Below are 14,483 nucleotides of genomic sequence, written 5' to 3'. Positions count from 1 at the left end.
AGAAATGGCAATTCAGATATTACCCCCACAACTGGCCAACCAGATTGCGGCGGGCGAAGTGGTAGAGAGGCCGGCCTCCGTCGTGAAGGAGCTGGTGGAAAACAGCCTGGATGCCGGTGCAACCCGAGTCGATATTGAAATCGATAAGGGCGGCGCCAAGCTTATTCGAATTCAGGACAATGGCGGCGGTATCGCCAAGGAGGAACTGGCACTGGCGCTGTCCCGTCACGCCACTTCCAAGGTGCATACACTGGACGATCTCGAAGCCATTCTCAGCTTTGGCTTTCGAGGCGAGGCGCTGGCCAGTATCAGTTCGGTTTCCCGTCTGACCCTGACATCTCGCACGGCCGAACAATCCGAGGCCTGGCTTGCTTACGCCGAAGGCGCGGATATGGGGGTCAAGATACTGCCTGCGGCTCATCCAGTGGGTACCAGTATTGAAGTGGTCGATCTCTTCTTCAATACCCCGGCGCGCAGACGTTTCCTCAAGAGTGACAAGACAGAATTCACCCATATCGATGAGTGGCTGAAAAGGATTGCGCTGGCTAGGCCGGAAATTCACCTGACTTTGAAACACAATGGCAAACAGGTGCGCAACTATCGTCCGGCAGAGAATGAAGCCCAATATCTGCAGCGTCTGGCTCAGGTTTGTGGTCGTCCGTTTGCCGAGCAGGCGTTGAAGGTGGAATGTCAGCATGACGACATGCGCCTCAGTGGCTACCTGCAGTCACCCTGGCAAGTTGAGCCTTGTGATACTCACTATTTTTATGTCAATGGCCGCCTGGTCAGAGACCGTTTGGTGAACCATGCGGTCAGGCAAGCCTTTGCCGGTTTGGCCGAGTTGGAACAACCAGGCTATGTGCTGATGCTGGAGCTGGATCCCCACCAGGTAGATGTCAATGTGCACCCGGCCAAGCATGAGGTGCGTTTCCATCAGGCCAGATATGTGCACGATTATATTCTGCAGGCCTTGAGCTCTGCCCTGCAGCAAGCGCAGCAACTGCCGGTCGATGACGTTAATCCGCATTTAAGCCAAACAGATTATGCTGCGCCCATTGATACGCGTTCAGACGCTGCTGGCACAAGCTTCACCCAAGGTGGGACGACAGATGGCAGCCGTGCCGAGCCACGTTTTCGCGAGCCCGACTCAAGCGGCGGCAGCGCTGGATATCAAAGCCAATATAGCGACAGCGCCCCTTTAGGCGGTAAGGCATCGGGTTCATATTCTGGGGGCAATCCCCGTCAGGGAGCCGCTGCCCCGTCCAAGTCGGCCATCAGCAGTTATGGCGCCTTATTGTCGACGCCTGGCGTGGTCAATGAAGCAAGTCCAGAAGCTAAGATGACCGTCATGCCGCCTCTGTTGGATGGCGAGCATTGGGTGTTGGTCGAAGATGAGCAAATTAAACTGCTCAAGGTGAAAACTGCTGCTAAGCGATTGAGATATATTGAGATTATTGCTGGCCTCCCTACCGGGCTGACTGGTCAGCCCCTGTTGATGCCGGTTGCTGTGGATGCCGACCCTGAATGGCCGGTATTGTTGGAGGAAAGGGCAACTCTGCTGAGGCAGCTAGGGCTGGATCTCAGTATTCGTCATTCGCAGTTGATAATCAAAAAAGTGCCCCCATATCTGAGGGACACGCAGCTGGCGAGTTTGATCCCCGAGCTGCTGCAATGGCTCAGATTTGAGCAGCCCCAGGAAGCGGCCTTGGCCAATTGGCTGGCGCAGAGCAGCTTAAGTAGCTTTGTTTCGGCACCATTGATATGGCAGGGGCTCTCTGCATTGGACGAGCAAGCTCGACAAGAAATTTTACAGCTGGCCAAGGTATTGCCCTGGCAGCAATGGTTGGAAGAAGAAGGCAGTGAGTAAGGCGAAACAGCCAAGAGTGCTGACATTGATGGGGCCCACTGCCTCAGGAAAAACAGCGTTGGCGCTGGAACTCGCCGAACATCACAACTGCGAGATCATCTCGGTAGATTCGGCACTTATCTATCGGGAAATGGATATAGGCACGGCTAAGCCCAGCGCGGAAGAGCTGGCTCGCGGGCCGCACAGGCTGATAGATATCCGCGATCCCAGCGAAAGTTATTCAGCTGCCGATTTTCGCAGCGATTGTCTGCGGGAGATTGAGCAGATAATCAGCATGGGAAAAACCCCGCTTTTGGTGGGTGGTACCATGTTGTATTTTAAAGCATTATTGGAAGGCTTATCGCCACTTCCCAGTGCCGATGAGGGGATAAGGGCTCAGATACAGCAGGAAGCCGAGCAGCAAGGCTGGCAAATGCTGCATCAGGAGTTGGCGCGGATTGACCCGGTTTCGGCCGCACGCATTCATCCCAATGACCCTCAGCGACTGGCTCGGGCACTGGAGGTATATCGTATCAGCGGTAAGAGTTTAACTGAGCTGACTCAATCCAAATCTCCCGAGCTTCCCTATGATGTGGTGCAGTTTGCCATTGCGCCACAGGAGCGAAAGACGCTGCATGGGCTGATTGAGACAAGATTTATGCAGATGCTGCAGGCCGGATTCACCGACGAAGTGGCCAAGCTGAAGCAAAGGGGCGATCTGCACCTGGATATGCCCTCTATGCGATGTGTTGGATATCGTCAGTGTTGGCAATATCTGGAGGGTGAATTTGACCATGATACTATGGTCGAAAAAGCCGTCGCTGCTACTAGGCAATTGGCAAAGCGTCAATTAACATGGTTGCGAGGATGGCCAGAGTTGAATTGGCTGGAGAGCGGGGCGCAAGGGAATATAGTTCAGCTTATACGCCACTGCCGCTAGCTTAATAGCCCTTGCTGTATAATACTCAAACCGAACAAGAAAGCTTTTTGTTAGATTTTATATAAATTAAAAAAAGGAAATAAAAACATGGCTAAGGGGCAATCTTTACAAGACCCATTTCTGAACGCACTACGCCGTGAGCGCGTTCCTGTTTCCATCTACCTGGTCAACGGTATCAAGTTGCAGGGACAGGTGGAATCTTTTGACCAGTTCGTTATCTTGCTGAAAAACACGGTTAGCCAGATGGTATATAAGCATGCCATTTCAACTGTTGTGCCTTCTCGTCCATTCAATGTGAGCAATCACCAGGGCGGCGGCCAGCAGGGCTATAACTCGCAGCATGATGATAGCAGCGAACAGTAATAAGTTAAGGAGTTCACTTCTTGTTTGATCGCTATGAGGCGGGAGAAACTGCAGTACTTGTTCATATCGACTTTTCCGACGAAGACAGTCGGGAAGACCTTCTCGAATTGCAACTCCTGGTCGATTCGGCTGGAGCACGTTCGGTAGGGGTGATAACAGGAAGCCGCCGGGCACCTGACCGCAAGTTTTTCTTGGGGACGGGAAAGGCGGAAGAACTGGCAGCTTTGGTAGCTGCGACCGAGGCAAATGTGGTGATCTTCAACCACGCATTGAGTCCTGCACAGGAAAGAAATCTTGAAATCCTGTGTCAATGCCGGGTGTTGGACAGAACCACGCTTATCCTCGATATCTTTGCTCAGCGGGCCCGTACCCATGAGGGTAAGTTGCAGGTGGAGCTAGCGCAGTTGCGCCACATGTCGACTCGCCTGGTACGGGGCTGGACTCACCTTGAACGTCAAAAGGGCGGGGTAGGTTTGCGCGGCCCCGGGGAAACCCAGCTGGAAACTGACCGGCGATTGCTGCGGGGGCGGATCAAGTCCATCAATCGTCGTTTGGAAAAAGTGGACAAACAGCGGGAACAAAGTCGCCGGGCCAGACAGCGAAGCGACTTGGCTACTGTGTCACTGGTCGGTTATACCAACGCCGGAAAGTCCACTCTATTCAACGCTTTGACAACATCGGAGGTCTATGCCGCCGATCAGTTGTTTGCGACCCTGGATCCGACGCTGCGTAAGCTAGAGTTGGACAACGGCGCCGTATTTTTAGCCGACACTGTGGGGTTTATTCGTCATTTGCCCCATGAGTTGGTGGCGGCGTTCAAGGCGACATTACAGGAAACCCGCCAGGCTGACCTCCTGCTGCACGTGGTGGACTGCGCCGACGACAATATGAATGACAACTTTGAGCAGGTGCAAGAAGTGCTCAAAGAGATTGAGGCCGATGAAATTCCGCAGCTTCTGGTCTGCAACAAGATAGATCTGCTGGAAGAGATAGGCCCAAAAATAGATTTCGACCCCGAAGGCCGGCCATACAGAGTATGGATTTCGGCCCAAAAAGGGTTGGGACTGGACCTTCTCAAGCAGGCGGTGGATCAACTGACCGCTGCCACTATAGTTGAGCTTAGCTTGAGAATACCGGCAATGGCCGGACATTATCTTGGCCAGTTTTATCGACTGGATGCGATACAGCAGAAAGAGTATGACGACCTGGGGAACTGTATCTTGTCTATTCGTTTACCACAGCCGGACTGGCATCGGCTGGTTAAACAGAGTCAAGGTGAGTTGGAAACCTTTATCCTCGAACCCGAGATTGATAAAGTAGTTTGTTAATAATCTCGTTTATTCATCCACTTATGGAGAGTTAAATGGCTTGGAACGAGCCCGGTAACAAGGGTAATGATCCTTGGGGAAACAAAGGTGGCAACGACAAGGGGCCACCGGATCTGGACGATGTATTTCGCAATCTGGCCAAACGCTTTGGCGGCAAGGGCAACGGTGGTTCAGGCTTCAGCATGGGAACACTGGCCATAGTTGCAGGTATTGCCCTGGCAGTATGGGGTTTTTCCGGTTTCTACACTATCAAGGAAGCGGAGCAGGGTGTCGTGCTGCGTTTCGGTGAACATGTCGGCGAAGTTGGTCCCGGCCTGCACTGGAAAGCCACTTTTGTCGATTCGGTTTTACCGGTAGATGTCTCAACGGTTCGCTCTATTCCTGCTTCCGGCAGCATGCTGACAGCCGATGAAAACATGGTCGTGGTTGAACTCGATGTGCAGTACAAGGTGAAAGATGCCTACCAGTATCTGTTCAGTGCCGTTGATGCCAACTCGAGCCTGCGTGAAGCTACCGACAGTGCGCTGCGTTATGTCATAGGTCATTCAAAAATGAATGACATTTTGACCACAGGGCGTGCCAAAGTTCGTGACGACACCCGCGCCGAGATTGAACGTATTATCGCGCCTTACAACCTGGGACTGCAGATTGAAGACGTTAACTTCCTGCCGGCCAGACCGCCTGAAGAGGTGAAAGATGCCTTCGATGACGCGATTTCAGCGCAGGAAGATGAGCACACTTATATCCGTCAGGCCGAAGCTTATCAGCTGGAAATTGAGCCCAAGGCTCGTGGTCAGGTGGAACGTATCAAGCAGGACGCCCGTGCATACAAAGAACGTGTTATCCAGGATGCTGAAGGCGCAGTGGCCAAGTTCAACAAGCTGTTGCCCGAGTATAAGCAGGCCCCTGAAGTGACTCGCGATCGCCTCTATATCGATGCGATGCAGCAAGTGTTCAGTGATACCAATAAGGTACTGATAGATGCCAAAAATAATGGCAATTTGATGTATCTGCCGTTGGATAAGCTGATGTCTCAGGAAGGCAAGCCTAAACCCAAAACTGAACAGGAACCTGAGCAGCAAGTGGATGCCGTCAGTAGTCAAAGAAACACTAACAGCAGCAGTTTCAACGGACGCATGTCCCGCGAAGAGCGCATGCGTCAGGGAAGGGAGTAAACCATGAGCAGATTCGTACTCATTATTATTGCCCTGCTGGCGGTCGTTGGTGTGTCTTCGCTGATGGTCGTCAACGAAGGGGAGCGCGCTATTGTTTCCCGCTTTGGTGAAGTGTTGAAAGATAAGGTCGACGGTAAAATGGTGCCCCGAGTCTATGGCCCGGGTCTCAACGTTAAGATCCCGTTGATCGACAAAGTCCGCTATATGGATGCCCGTATCCAGACTCTGGATGGCGCCGCCGACCGCTTTGTGACCTCTGAGAAGAAAGACCTGATGGTCGACTCTTATGTTAAATGGCGGATCAAAGACTTTGAAAAGTACTATCTGGCTACAGATGGTGGCAACAAGTCCAAGGCCGAGTCACTGTTGCAGCGTAAGATTAACAGTGACCTGCGTACCGAGTTCGGTAAGCTGACCATTAAACAGATTGTTTCCGGTACCAGTGAAGGCAGCACAAACTTGTCTGAGAGCAGCAGTCGTGATGACCTGATGCGTATCACCCTGGAAAATGCTGCCAAGAGTGCTGAAGGTCTGGGTATAGAAGTGGTCGATGTTAGAGTGAAGCAGATCAATCTGCCATCCAACGTTAGCCACAGTATCTTCCAGCGGATGCGTGCCGAGCGTCAGGCGGTAGCCAAGAAACACAGGGCAGAAGGTAAGGAAGCGGCCGAGAAAATCCGTGCATTGACCGATGCCGACGTTGTAGTGACTCTGGCCAACGCCCGTCGCGATGCAGAGAACATCCGCGGTGAAGGCGACGCCATTGCTGCCAAGATTTACGCGGATGCTTATACCAAGGATCCTGAATTCTTCAGTTTCCTGCGTAGCCTGGAGGCCTACAAGGCCAGCTTCGCCGGTAAGTCTGATGTCATGGTGTTGGAGCCGGACAGCGAATTCTTCAAATACATGAAGCAAAAAGGCAAGTAATTGCACTGCTTGAAAGACCCGGACTGGTTCCGGGTCTTTTTTTATCTTTTTCTCGGCTTGATGCGAAAGTCACAGAATTATTGGCATTAATGTGTAAAGCCAAAATATACTGTTAATAGTCAATTGGTTATGTTTTAGCTATGGTTAAATTACTCTCGAGATGCTCAGATTTTGCAGCCTAAATCTGCTGTTTTTTTAACCCTATCTGCTAAAAAACTGTAATCTCCCTAACCAACTTGTGTCTTTTGACTATGATCTGCTTCTAATTTTTCGCTATAATGAGCCCCGCCTCAAAATTCGACTTTTCCCTTTAGTGAGAACTAAGAGGCCTAAAGTCTTGAAAAACAAAAATTCCAACACCCTCTGGGAGATAAGTGGATGAGCAATGCGCCAGTCGATACCGGACGTCGCAGATTCCTGACAGCTGCAACCGCCGTAGTGGGCGGTGCTGGTGCCGTCGCTGTAGCGGTTCCCTTTATAAAGTCATGGAATCCGAGTGCCAAAGCGAAAGCTGCAGGTGCGCCGGTAGAAGTAAATATCAGTAAGCTAGAACCAGGTCAGCTGATCCGTGTGGAATGGCGTGGCAAACCCGTATGGATTGTCCGCCGTACAGAGGAAGTTCTTAACGAGCTCCCAACCCACGATGACAGACTGCGGGACCCGGCTTCTGACGAATTACAGCAGCCTGATTACGCCCAAAATGGCGTACGTTCGATTAAGCCTGAGTACTTTATTGCCGTAGGTATTTGTACTCACCTGGGTTGTTCACCTACTTACCTGCCAGACTCTTTCTCAGAGCAGGTTGAAGGTGTGACTTCAGGTTTCTTCTGTCCATGTCACGGTTCCAAGTTCGATATGGCTGGTCGCGTCTTCCAGGGCGTACCTGCTCCACTGAACCTGGTGATTCCTCCACATCAATACATTGATGATGGTAACGTGCTCATCGGCGTAGACCAGGGAGCTGCATAATGGTTAAGAATATAATTGACTGGATCGATGCGCGTATCCCTATGACGGCGACTTATAACCGCCATGTTGGTCAGTACGCCACCCCAAAGAATTTTAACTTCTGGTATTTCTTCGGCTCTCTGGCACTGTTGGTTCTGGTAAACCAGCTGTTGACCGGTATCTGGCTGACCATGAACTATGTGCCTACCGCCGAAGGCGCATTTGCCTCCATCGAATACATCATGCGTGATGTCGAGTACGGCTGGTTGCTGCGTTACATGCATTCCACCGGGGCCTCGGCTTTCTTTGTGGTGGTTTACCTGCATATGTTCCGTGGCCTGCTCTATGGTTCTTACCAGAAGCCTCGTGAACTGCTGTGGCTGTTCGGTATGTTGATCTTCCTGGTGCTGATGGCCGAAGCCTTTATGGGTTATCTGCTGCCATGGGGCCAGATGTCCTACTGGGGCGCTCAGGTAATTATCTCACTGTTCGGTGCTATTCCGGTTATCGGTGATGACTTGACCCTGTGGATCCGCGGTGACTATGTGATCTCAGGTGCAACCCTGAACCGCTTCTTCGCTCTGCACGTTATCGCGTTGCCTCTGGTACTTGTGGTACTGGTATTCCTGCACCTGATTGCGCTGCATGAAGTGGGTTCCAACAACCCGGATGGTATCGAAATCAAGAAGAACAAAGATGAAAATGGCTGGCCTGTCGATGGCATCCCATTCCATCCTTACTTCACCGTAAAAGATATCATGGGCGTTGCCGGCTTCCTGATTGTCTTCTGTTACGTGCTGTTCTTTATGCCTGAAGGCGGTGGTTACTTCCTCGAGAAGCCTAACTTCGAAGCTGCTAACCCAATGAAGACGCCTGAGCATATCGCGCCTGTATGGTACTTCACTCCGTTCTACGCCATCTTGCGGGCCGTACCGGACAAGCTGGGTGGTGTAGTTATGATGGGTCTGGCGATTGCCGTACTCTTTGTTCTGCCATGGCTGGATCGCTGTAAGGTCAAGTCGGTTCGCTACCGCAGCATGATTCACAAGCTGAACATTGCTCAGTTTGCTGTGTCCTTTATCGTCCTGGGTTACCTGGGTGCGGTGCCTGCGACACCAACGCTGACCATTGTTGCCCGAATCTTTACTTTCACTTACTTCGGTTTCTTCCTGCTGTTGTTCATCTACAGCAAGAGTGAAAAGACCAAGCCAGTACCAGAAAGGGTGACATTCAAATGAAAAAGTTATTGATTGCTTTGGTTGCCTTTGTGCCTGGTATGGTGTCTGCCGCCAGTGGTCACAATGTGCACCTGGAAGATGCCAATATTGATCTAACCGATAAAGAGTCGCTGCGTCGTGGTGTGGAGCTGTTTCAAAACAACTGCGCCGGTTGTCACAGCACTCAATATCAACGTTACCAACGTGTCGCCGAAGATCTGGATATCCCTGTTGATGAGATGCGCAAGCTGATCCACACAGATGCCAAGATCGGCGAGCTGATGGAAAACTCGATTGAAACCAAAGATGCGGCCAAGTGGTTCGGTGCCGCGCCACCGGACCTGACTCTGGTAGCCCGTGTCCGTGGTGAAGATTGGGTATATTCCTACCTCAAAGGGTTCTACAAAGACCCAAGTCGTCCTTTCGGCGTGAACAACACTGTGTTCCCGTCAGTCGGTATGCCGCATGTGCTGGAAGGCCTGCAAGGTATGCCGGTTAAGCAGGAAGATGGCAGCATCACCGTCAGCGGTGGCAGTCTGTCAGCGGAAGAGTACGATCAGGTTGTTCGCGACCTTACCGGTTTTCTGGTTTACTCGGCTGAGCCGGTTAAACTGGAGCGCGAAAACCTGGGTAAATGGGTACTCGGCTTCCTGTTTATATTCTTCGTGATTGCATACCTGCTCAAGAAAGAATATTGGAAGGATGTACACTAACCCTTAGAAAGGGGTAGAATATATTATCCGCATAATGTAAACGGGGGGCATTGCCCCTCGTTTACATTTGTTTTTTTCAATTCCGGAGGGTATCAATGGCTGTTGCTGCCAATAAACGCTCTATCATGACCCTGTTCTCAGGTGCCGATGATCTCTATAGCCATCAGGTTCGCATCGTATTGGCTGAAAAAGGGGTAACTGTTGATGTGTTGCAGGTGGATCCCAATGATATGCCAGAGGATCTGCTGGAACTCAACCCTTACAACTCAGTGCCTACACTGGTAGACCGTGAACTGGTGTTGTACGAAAGCCGTATTATCATGGAGTATCTGGACGAGCGCTTCCCGCACCCGCCGCTGATGCCCGTTTACCCAGTTTCCCGTGGTCAAAGCCGTCTGATGATGCATCGCATCGATACGGACTGGTATTGCTTGGTCGACCGTATCCGTAAGGGTGACCGCGCCGATGCGGCCCGTAAAGAGTTGCAGGAAAGCCTGCTGTCTATCGCGCCTGTGTTTGCCGAAATGCCTTACTTCATGAGTGAAGAGTTCGGTTTGGCTGACTGTTATCTTGGCCCCTTGTTGTGGCGTCTGCCAGTGCTGGGTATCGAACTGGATAACCGCGCGGGTAAAGACATCAAAGCCTATATGAACCGTATTTTCGAGCGTGAGTCCTTTAAGGCCTCTCTGACCGAAGCCGAGCGCGAAATGCGCATGGGTATCTGATGAAAGATTTGACCCCAAGTCGTCCATATCTGCTTAGAGCTTACTATGAATGGCTGATGGATAATCAGCTGACTCCACATCTGGTAGTGGATGCCACTGTGCCAGATATTCAGGTACCGCTGCAGTATGTTAAGGATGGTCAAATCGTACTGAATGTCGCCGGCAGTGCTGTCGGTGGCCTGAAGCTCGGCAACGAGTTTGTCGAGTTCAATGCTCGTTTCGGTGGTGTGCCACAGCAAGTGCTGCTGCCTATGGCTTCTATTGTTGCCATCTATGCCCGTGAAAATGGTGCCGGCACAGTATTCGATATGGAAGACGCCTATCTGCTTGAAGAGGGTGAAGAATCACTGCTGAATGTGGTTGAAGAGGTTGAACAGCCACGGACTGAAGCCGAAACTGAACCTACAGCAGACAAGCCCAAACGGCGTGGCCACCTGACTTTGGTTAAATAAAGCCGGGTTGACGCTTCAGCTACAGCATTGCAAAAAGCCAGTCACTATGACTGGCTTTTTCTTTTCAGCGGCTGCAATACCGTGCCGGCCAGCTCCACTCGGTTTCGACCATTTATCTTGGCCTGATACAGAGCCTTGTCAGCCTGTTTGAGTGCCTCGCTTGCACTATCTCCAGGATCGAGAGTTGCCAGGCCAACAGAAGCTGTCAGTTGTAGGTAATGACTTTGATATTCCAGGCCTTGTTGTCTGAGGGACTCAAGGAGTTGCTCGCCTCTTTGCTGCAGGGCCTGAGTCCCGGGTTTATCCAGCCTCAGCAGCAAGGCAAACTCTTCCCCGCCTATTCTGGCCAGTCGCTCCTGAGGCTTGAGCGCTTTTTTGAGCAGCTTACTGACATGAATAAGGGCGACATCGCCGGCATCATGGCCAAAGTTATCGTTTATCTTCTTGAAGAAATCCAGATCCAACAGGGCAAGTACCCAGCAGCCCGGCTGCTCTCTTTGCAGCGCGACTTGGCGCATGAATGCGCGGCGGTTGAGCAATCCGGTCAAGGTGTCTGTGTCGGCCTGATGTTGCAGTACCAACTCGGCGCGCTCGGCATACATTTCGCTGATCAGCAGTATGGCGCAGGAGCTGATAATACAAGAGCAGATCACCAAGGCCTTTAAAATGGCCAGAGTGTGTGTAGAAAGCAGGGCGATATCAGGGTGGGATGGCCAGCCGTGCAGCTCAAAGAAGCTGAACAACCCCAGATTGGCTAACATCAGGATCAGGATGGAACGCCATTCACGGATCTCAAACAGTACAACCAACATGATGGCAAACAGCAGGTAATAGCTGTGGATTTTGATACTGGTACCTTGGGCCGTCATTAAAGCTGTGGCGGCATCGGCCATCAACAGCAACATTAAACACCACCTGGCGGCAAAGAACTTTCCCTTGTAGTTGAGCAGTAACACCAGAGGAAGCAGGGCAACAAAGGGCAGCTGATTCAAGCCGGAAAGAATAAAGCCTTGGTTACCGCTGATATAAAAACCCAAAATAAACAGCAATATAGTTGTTACGGAAACCAGTACGCCCAAGTTGACCTGAATGACTTTGCGCTCCCGGGTCTTGATAGCGCATCTATCACACCCCAGCATCAGCAAAAAATTCAGCAACCTGGTCATATTGGGCATAGGCAAAGCACTTTTATAAGCCACTCGAAATATCAGCTTAATTCAAACCCAGTTGTTGAACCAGTCTTGGCGACAGATAGCAGCGGATTGCCGGTGAAGTTTGGCGGAAAGACCAATCTCTTTCAGCGGTAAGCGGCAGGCATCTCGCCCTCTGTGCCACTTTGACTTATTCCCAGATTACAGCGGCTATAGAGGCTAGGATTCTTGGCCAAAATGGCAATAAATCTACCCAAGCTGGCGCGGGAAGTTTCGGTCCCCAGAAAGCACTCGCCTTTTTGAGTAAGTTGAAACTCTTCTATCGGTTTATCGGTTAACCAGACGGGGCGCAGTATGGTGTAGTCGAGTGATGAAGCTTCGATAACATTGGCACTTCTGAGGTTAACAGGCCGGGTGAAACCCACCATACTCTTGTCCCAGCTATTGAAGGGTTCAGGAAGTTCTTCATAGATACCGCCGGCATTGAGTGCAACGAGGCGCTGCACCTGAGCATTTTCCATAGCGTGCACCAGATTTCGGGTCTTGCGGTCCAAATCCATTCCACCCATGGTGTTTATCACCAGATCGATTCCGGGCAATGCCGAGACCAGGTCATCGACTTTGTTGGCATCCCCCTCAACCAGCCGAACTCTGTCATTGTAGAGGTGTTGCAGTCGTTCAGATCTTCGAAGAAAAAGCGTCAGTTGCACTTCCTTTATCTCCAACAAACACGGCAAGATGGCTTGCGCCGAACGGCCATTGGCACCGATTAACAAAATGTGCATCAACAAACTCCATTAAAGATGAAGGCTGGACAGAGGAGAGCCTCTGTCCGCTTGAAAGTTATAAATACTCACCGAAGAATGCGTTCAACTTATCGAAGGGGATCCGCTCCAATTGGTCATAGAGGTCAACATGGTTGGCGTCTTCGATAATCAGCAGTTCCTTGGGAGAGGCGGCTTCAGCGAAAGCGGTTTCACTGAAATAGCGGGAATGTGCCTTCTCACCGTGGAGCAACAAAATGGGCCTGGGAGAGATTTCGGCGATATGAGTCAGCAGAGGTTGATTCATAAATGACATAGGGTTGGTGATGGTCCAGGAAGCATTGGAGTTGATGGCCCTTGGGTGAAAACCACGCGAGGTCTTGTAGTAATCGGCGTATTCCTGCACAAACCGGGGTTCACCTCCCTTAAGTTCCAGAGAGATAGGGCCATAGCCGGGTTTGCCATTTTCGGCATCCAACCAGCGCTGTTGGCTCAACTGGCCCAGAATTTCTTTGCGCTGCTCATGAGTCATGCTGTCGTTGTAGCCCTTGGACATGACCCGGGACATGTCATACATGGTGCTGGTTACCACGGCCTTGATGCGTTGATCCACTGCGGCAGCGTTCAGTGCCATGCCACCTCAGCCACATATGCCGATAATGCCAATTCGTTGGCGATCCACCTGGCTTTGCAAGCCGAGAAAATCCACGGCAGCACTGAAATCTTCGGTATTGATATCCGGGGATGCGACGTTCCTGGGTTCTCCACCACTTTCACCTGTATAGGAGGGGTCAAACGCCAATGTGGCAAAGCCGTATTCGGCCATCTTTTGGGCGTATAGGCCTGATGATTGTTCTTTCACCGCGCCGAAGGGGCCACTTATTGCGATTGCGGCCAGCTTGCCCTGCCTTGCTTTTGGCAGGTAGAAGTCGGCGGCCAGGGTGATGCCGTAGCGATTTTTAAAGGTGACTTTTTGATGTTCGACCTTGTCACTCTTGCTGAAGGTCTTGTCCCAACTGTCACTGAGCTTCAATTCAGACTCGGCCAATGCCGGAGTGGGGATGGTGGTTGCAATGGTCATGGCGATACCGGTTCCTGTCATTTTCAATAGTTCACGACGCCCATTATCGAGCGTCTCAGAGGGGGATTTTGCTGTGTCTAGGTTGTTCATGCTGGTGTTACTCTTGGTTGTAGGACTGGTGCTCCAGGTGCTGGTTCAGCGCGGTTTGAGCGCGCTCGGCGCTGGCTTGATTCACCAGTTGCTTCAAGCCGGTGATCACAGATGTGAGTTGCTCAGGTGTTAGTCTCAGATTCATGGCAATGGCTATGTGGGCCTGAAGTTGGGGTTCAGCGCCAGGCAAAACCGCCAACATGGCCAGCGTTGCGATTTCCCTGTCATGCCAGCTCAGGTTATCGCGGCTGAAAATATCACCGAATAAATGGGTCTTGAGAAACTCATCAATGGCCGGTGCAAAGTCAAACAGAGGGCCTTGGACAACGCCTCCAGCCAGTTGTGTCTGGTTGGCTGTACCCGTTGAGAGTAACGCATCACCTTTGGGGAGCGGATGACTGGGCAACTTGCCAATTTCATCTGTCACGCCGCGAGCCTTGCGTGTCTCAACTACTGACATAAGAGTTCCCAGCGCATTGAGGCTGCGGGGAAAGCCGGCGTAGGCATAAACCTGTACCAGTATTTCCTTGGTATCGTTGATGGTGAGTCCGGCATCCAGTCCCTGTTCCAGGGCGGTATCCAGCTTGGCCAAGTTACCTTCGGCGGCAAAAGCCGCAATAGGTACTATCGCTTGCTGTCTTGAGGTTAAAGGCTCTGGTTCTGTCATAGTGGGTGTCCTCGATTGGAGCGTATGGGGTGTTTGTCCGGCAGTCTGAAATATTGGGATGCAAAGACACAGTATCAGCGGCCAATAACTAATCCC

The 14,483-nt window shown here is 51.5% G+C and carries 16 protein-coding genes; 11 read left to right on the top strand and 5 right to left on the bottom strand.

The genetic code is table 11. The features are described 5' to 3' along the window. The first annotated feature begins 4 nt into the window (after nt 1-4). From mutL to ACSHSR_RS18580, 11 genes are all read left to right on the top strand, one after another. Nucleotides 5-1,867, top strand: a complete 1,863-nt coding sequence (gene mutL, locus ACSHSR_RS18630; protein ID WP_479631033.1) for a DNA mismatch repair endonuclease MutL — start codon at nt 5-7, stop codon at nt 1,865-1,867. Further along, on the top strand, nt 1,860-2,786 hold the full coding sequence (gene miaA / locus ACSHSR_RS18625) for a tRNA (adenosine(37)-N6)-dimethylallyltransferase MiaA (protein ID WP_083390388.1): 927 nt from the start codon (nt 1,860-1,862) through the stop codon (nt 2,784-2,786). The genes mutL and miaA overlap by 8 nt, the downstream gene beginning before the upstream one ends. An 87-nt stretch (nt 2,787-2,873) precedes the next feature. Then, nucleotides 2,874-3,149, top strand: a complete 276-nt coding sequence (gene hfq, locus ACSHSR_RS18620; protein ID WP_025011327.1) for an RNA chaperone Hfq — start codon at nt 2,874-2,876, stop codon at nt 3,147-3,149. 20 nt (nt 3,150-3,169) lie between these two features. Then, nucleotides 3,170-4,477: a ribosome rescue GTPase HflX gene (gene hflX, locus ACSHSR_RS18615; RefSeq protein WP_208136513.1), complete on the top strand. Its 1,308-nt coding sequence runs from the start codon at nt 3,170-3,172 to the stop codon at nt 4,475-4,477. A gap of 35 nt (nt 4,478-4,512) precedes the next feature. Further along, nucleotides 4,513-5,652 (top strand): FtsH protease activity modulator HflK, encoded by a 1,140-nt coding sequence (hflK, locus tag ACSHSR_RS18610; protein ID WP_044733661.1) that lies wholly within the window; start codon nt 4,513-4,515, stop codon nt 5,650-5,652. Nucleotides 5,653-5,655: 3 nt separating this feature from the next. Next, the gene (gene hflC / locus ACSHSR_RS18605) at nt 5,656-6,579 is read left to right on the top strand and encodes a protease modulator HflC (RefSeq protein WP_071239096.1); all 924 of its coding nucleotides are present in this window, start codon (nt 5,656-5,658) and stop codon (nt 6,577-6,579) included. 378 nt (nt 6,580-6,957) lie between these two features. Next, complete coding sequence (petA, locus tag ACSHSR_RS18600; RefSeq protein WP_025011324.1) at nt 6,958-7,548, top strand: ubiquinol-cytochrome c reductase iron-sulfur subunit; 591 nt, start codon at nt 6,958-6,960, stop codon at nt 7,546-7,548. Beyond that, nucleotides 7,548-8,765, top strand: coding sequence for a cytochrome b (locus tag ACSHSR_RS18595; RefSeq protein WP_025011323.1), 1,218 nt, complete (start codon nt 7,548-7,550; stop codon nt 8,763-8,765). Before petA ends, ACSHSR_RS18595 begins: the two co-directional genes overlap by 1 nt. Next, a complete protein-coding gene (locus ACSHSR_RS18590; RefSeq protein WP_025011322.1) occupies nt 8,762-9,457 on the top strand; it encodes a cytochrome c1 in 696 nt (231 codons plus the stop codon). The genes ACSHSR_RS18595 and ACSHSR_RS18590 overlap by 4 nt, the downstream gene beginning before the upstream one ends. A 95-nt stretch (nt 9,458-9,552) precedes the next feature. Beyond that, nucleotides 9,553-10,182, top strand: coding sequence for a stringent starvation protein SspA (gene sspA / locus ACSHSR_RS18585; RefSeq protein ID WP_025011321.1), 630 nt, complete (start codon nt 9,553-9,555; stop codon nt 10,180-10,182). After that, entirely contained in the window at nt 10,182-10,634 is a 453-nt protein-coding gene (locus ACSHSR_RS18580; RefSeq protein WP_167716056.1) for a ClpXP protease specificity-enhancing factor, read from the top strand. The genes sspA and ACSHSR_RS18580 overlap by 1 nt, the downstream gene beginning before the upstream one ends. A gap of 44 nt (nt 10,635-10,678) precedes the next feature. Here ACSHSR_RS18580 and ACSHSR_RS18575 read toward each other — a convergent pair whose 3' ends face one another. From ACSHSR_RS18575 to ACSHSR_RS18555, 5 genes are all read right to left on the bottom strand, one after another. After that, on the bottom strand, nt 10,679-11,809 hold the full coding sequence (locus ACSHSR_RS18575) for a GGDEF domain-containing protein (RefSeq protein WP_167716058.1): 1,131 nt from the start codon (nt 11,807-11,809) through the stop codon (nt 10,679-10,681). A 122-nt stretch (nt 11,810-11,931) separates the two neighbouring features. Next, nucleotides 11,932-12,570 carry an NAD(P)H-binding protein gene (locus ACSHSR_RS18570; RefSeq protein WP_044733662.1) on the bottom strand — a complete coding sequence of 213 codons (639 nt, stop codon included), beginning with the start codon at nt 12,568-12,570 and terminating at the stop codon, nt 11,932-11,934. 58 nt (nt 12,571-12,628) lie between these two features. Then, entirely contained in the window at nt 12,629-13,183 is a 555-nt protein-coding gene (locus ACSHSR_RS18565) for an alpha/beta hydrolase (protein WP_217351530.1), read from the bottom strand. Between the two features lie 6 nt (nt 13,184-13,189). Further along, entirely contained in the window at nt 13,190-13,720 is a 531-nt protein-coding gene (locus tag ACSHSR_RS18560) for an alpha/beta hydrolase (protein ID WP_217351531.1), read from the bottom strand. 7 nt (nt 13,721-13,727) lie between these two features. After that, nucleotides 13,728-14,387: a carboxymuconolactone decarboxylase family protein gene (locus ACSHSR_RS18555; protein ID WP_167716060.1), complete on the bottom strand. Its 660-nt coding sequence runs from the start codon at nt 14,385-14,387 to the stop codon at nt 13,728-13,730. Nucleotides 14,388-14,483: the final 96 nt, after the last annotated feature.

This window comes from Shewanella sp. VK101, assembly GCF_056497865.1.
This window is presented reverse-complemented; position numbering and strand designations above follow the sequence as displayed.

What these genes read in the sequence shown, in the direction of transcription:
- ACSHSR_RS18565 (WP_217351530.1), bottom strand. Translation starts at nt 13,183, where the DNA reads ATGGCACTGAACGCTGCCGCAGTGGATCAACGCATCAAGGCCGTGGTA.
- ACSHSR_RS18580 (WP_167716056.1), top strand. Translation starts at nt 10,182, where the DNA reads ATGAAAGATTTGACCCCAAGTCGTCCATATCTGCTTAGAGCTTACTAT.
- ACSHSR_RS18590 (WP_025011322.1), top strand. Translation starts at nt 8,762, where the DNA reads ATGAAAAAGTTATTGATTGCTTTGGTTGCCTTTGTGCCTGGTATGGTG.
- mutL (WP_479631033.1), top strand. Translation starts at nt 5, where the DNA reads ATGGCAATTCAGATATTACCCCCACAACTGGCCAACCAGATTGCGGCG.
- hflK (WP_044733661.1), top strand. Translation starts at nt 4,513, where the DNA reads ATGGCTTGGAACGAGCCCGGTAACAAGGGTAATGATCCTTGGGGAAAC.
- ACSHSR_RS18595 (WP_025011323.1), top strand. Translation starts at nt 7,548, where the DNA reads ATGGTTAAGAATATAATTGACTGGATCGATGCGCGTATCCCTATGACG.
- petA (WP_025011324.1), top strand. Translation starts at nt 6,958, where the DNA reads ATGAGCAATGCGCCAGTCGATACCGGACGTCGCAGATTCCTGACAGCT.
- hflC (WP_071239096.1), top strand. Translation starts at nt 5,656, where the DNA reads ATGAGCAGATTCGTACTCATTATTATTGCCCTGCTGGCGGTCGTTGGT.
- sspA (WP_025011321.1), top strand. Translation starts at nt 9,553, where the DNA reads ATGGCTGTTGCTGCCAATAAACGCTCTATCATGACCCTGTTCTCAGGT.
- hfq (WP_025011327.1), top strand. Translation starts at nt 2,874, where the DNA reads ATGGCTAAGGGGCAATCTTTACAAGACCCATTTCTGAACGCACTACGC.
- ACSHSR_RS18560 (WP_217351531.1), bottom strand. Translation starts at nt 13,720, where the DNA reads ATGAACAACCTAGACACAGCAAAATCCCCCTCTGAGACGCTCGATAAT.
- ACSHSR_RS18575 (WP_167716058.1), bottom strand. Translation starts at nt 11,809, where the DNA reads ATGCCCAATATGACCAGGTTGCTGAATTTTTTGCTGATGCTGGGGTGT.
- ACSHSR_RS18570 (WP_044733662.1), bottom strand. Translation starts at nt 12,570, where the DNA reads ATGCACATTTTGTTAATCGGTGCCAATGGCCGTTCGGCGCAAGCCATC.
- ACSHSR_RS18555 (WP_167716060.1), bottom strand. Translation starts at nt 14,387, where the DNA reads ATGACAGAACCAGAGCCTTTAACCTCAAGACAGCAAGCGATAGTACCT.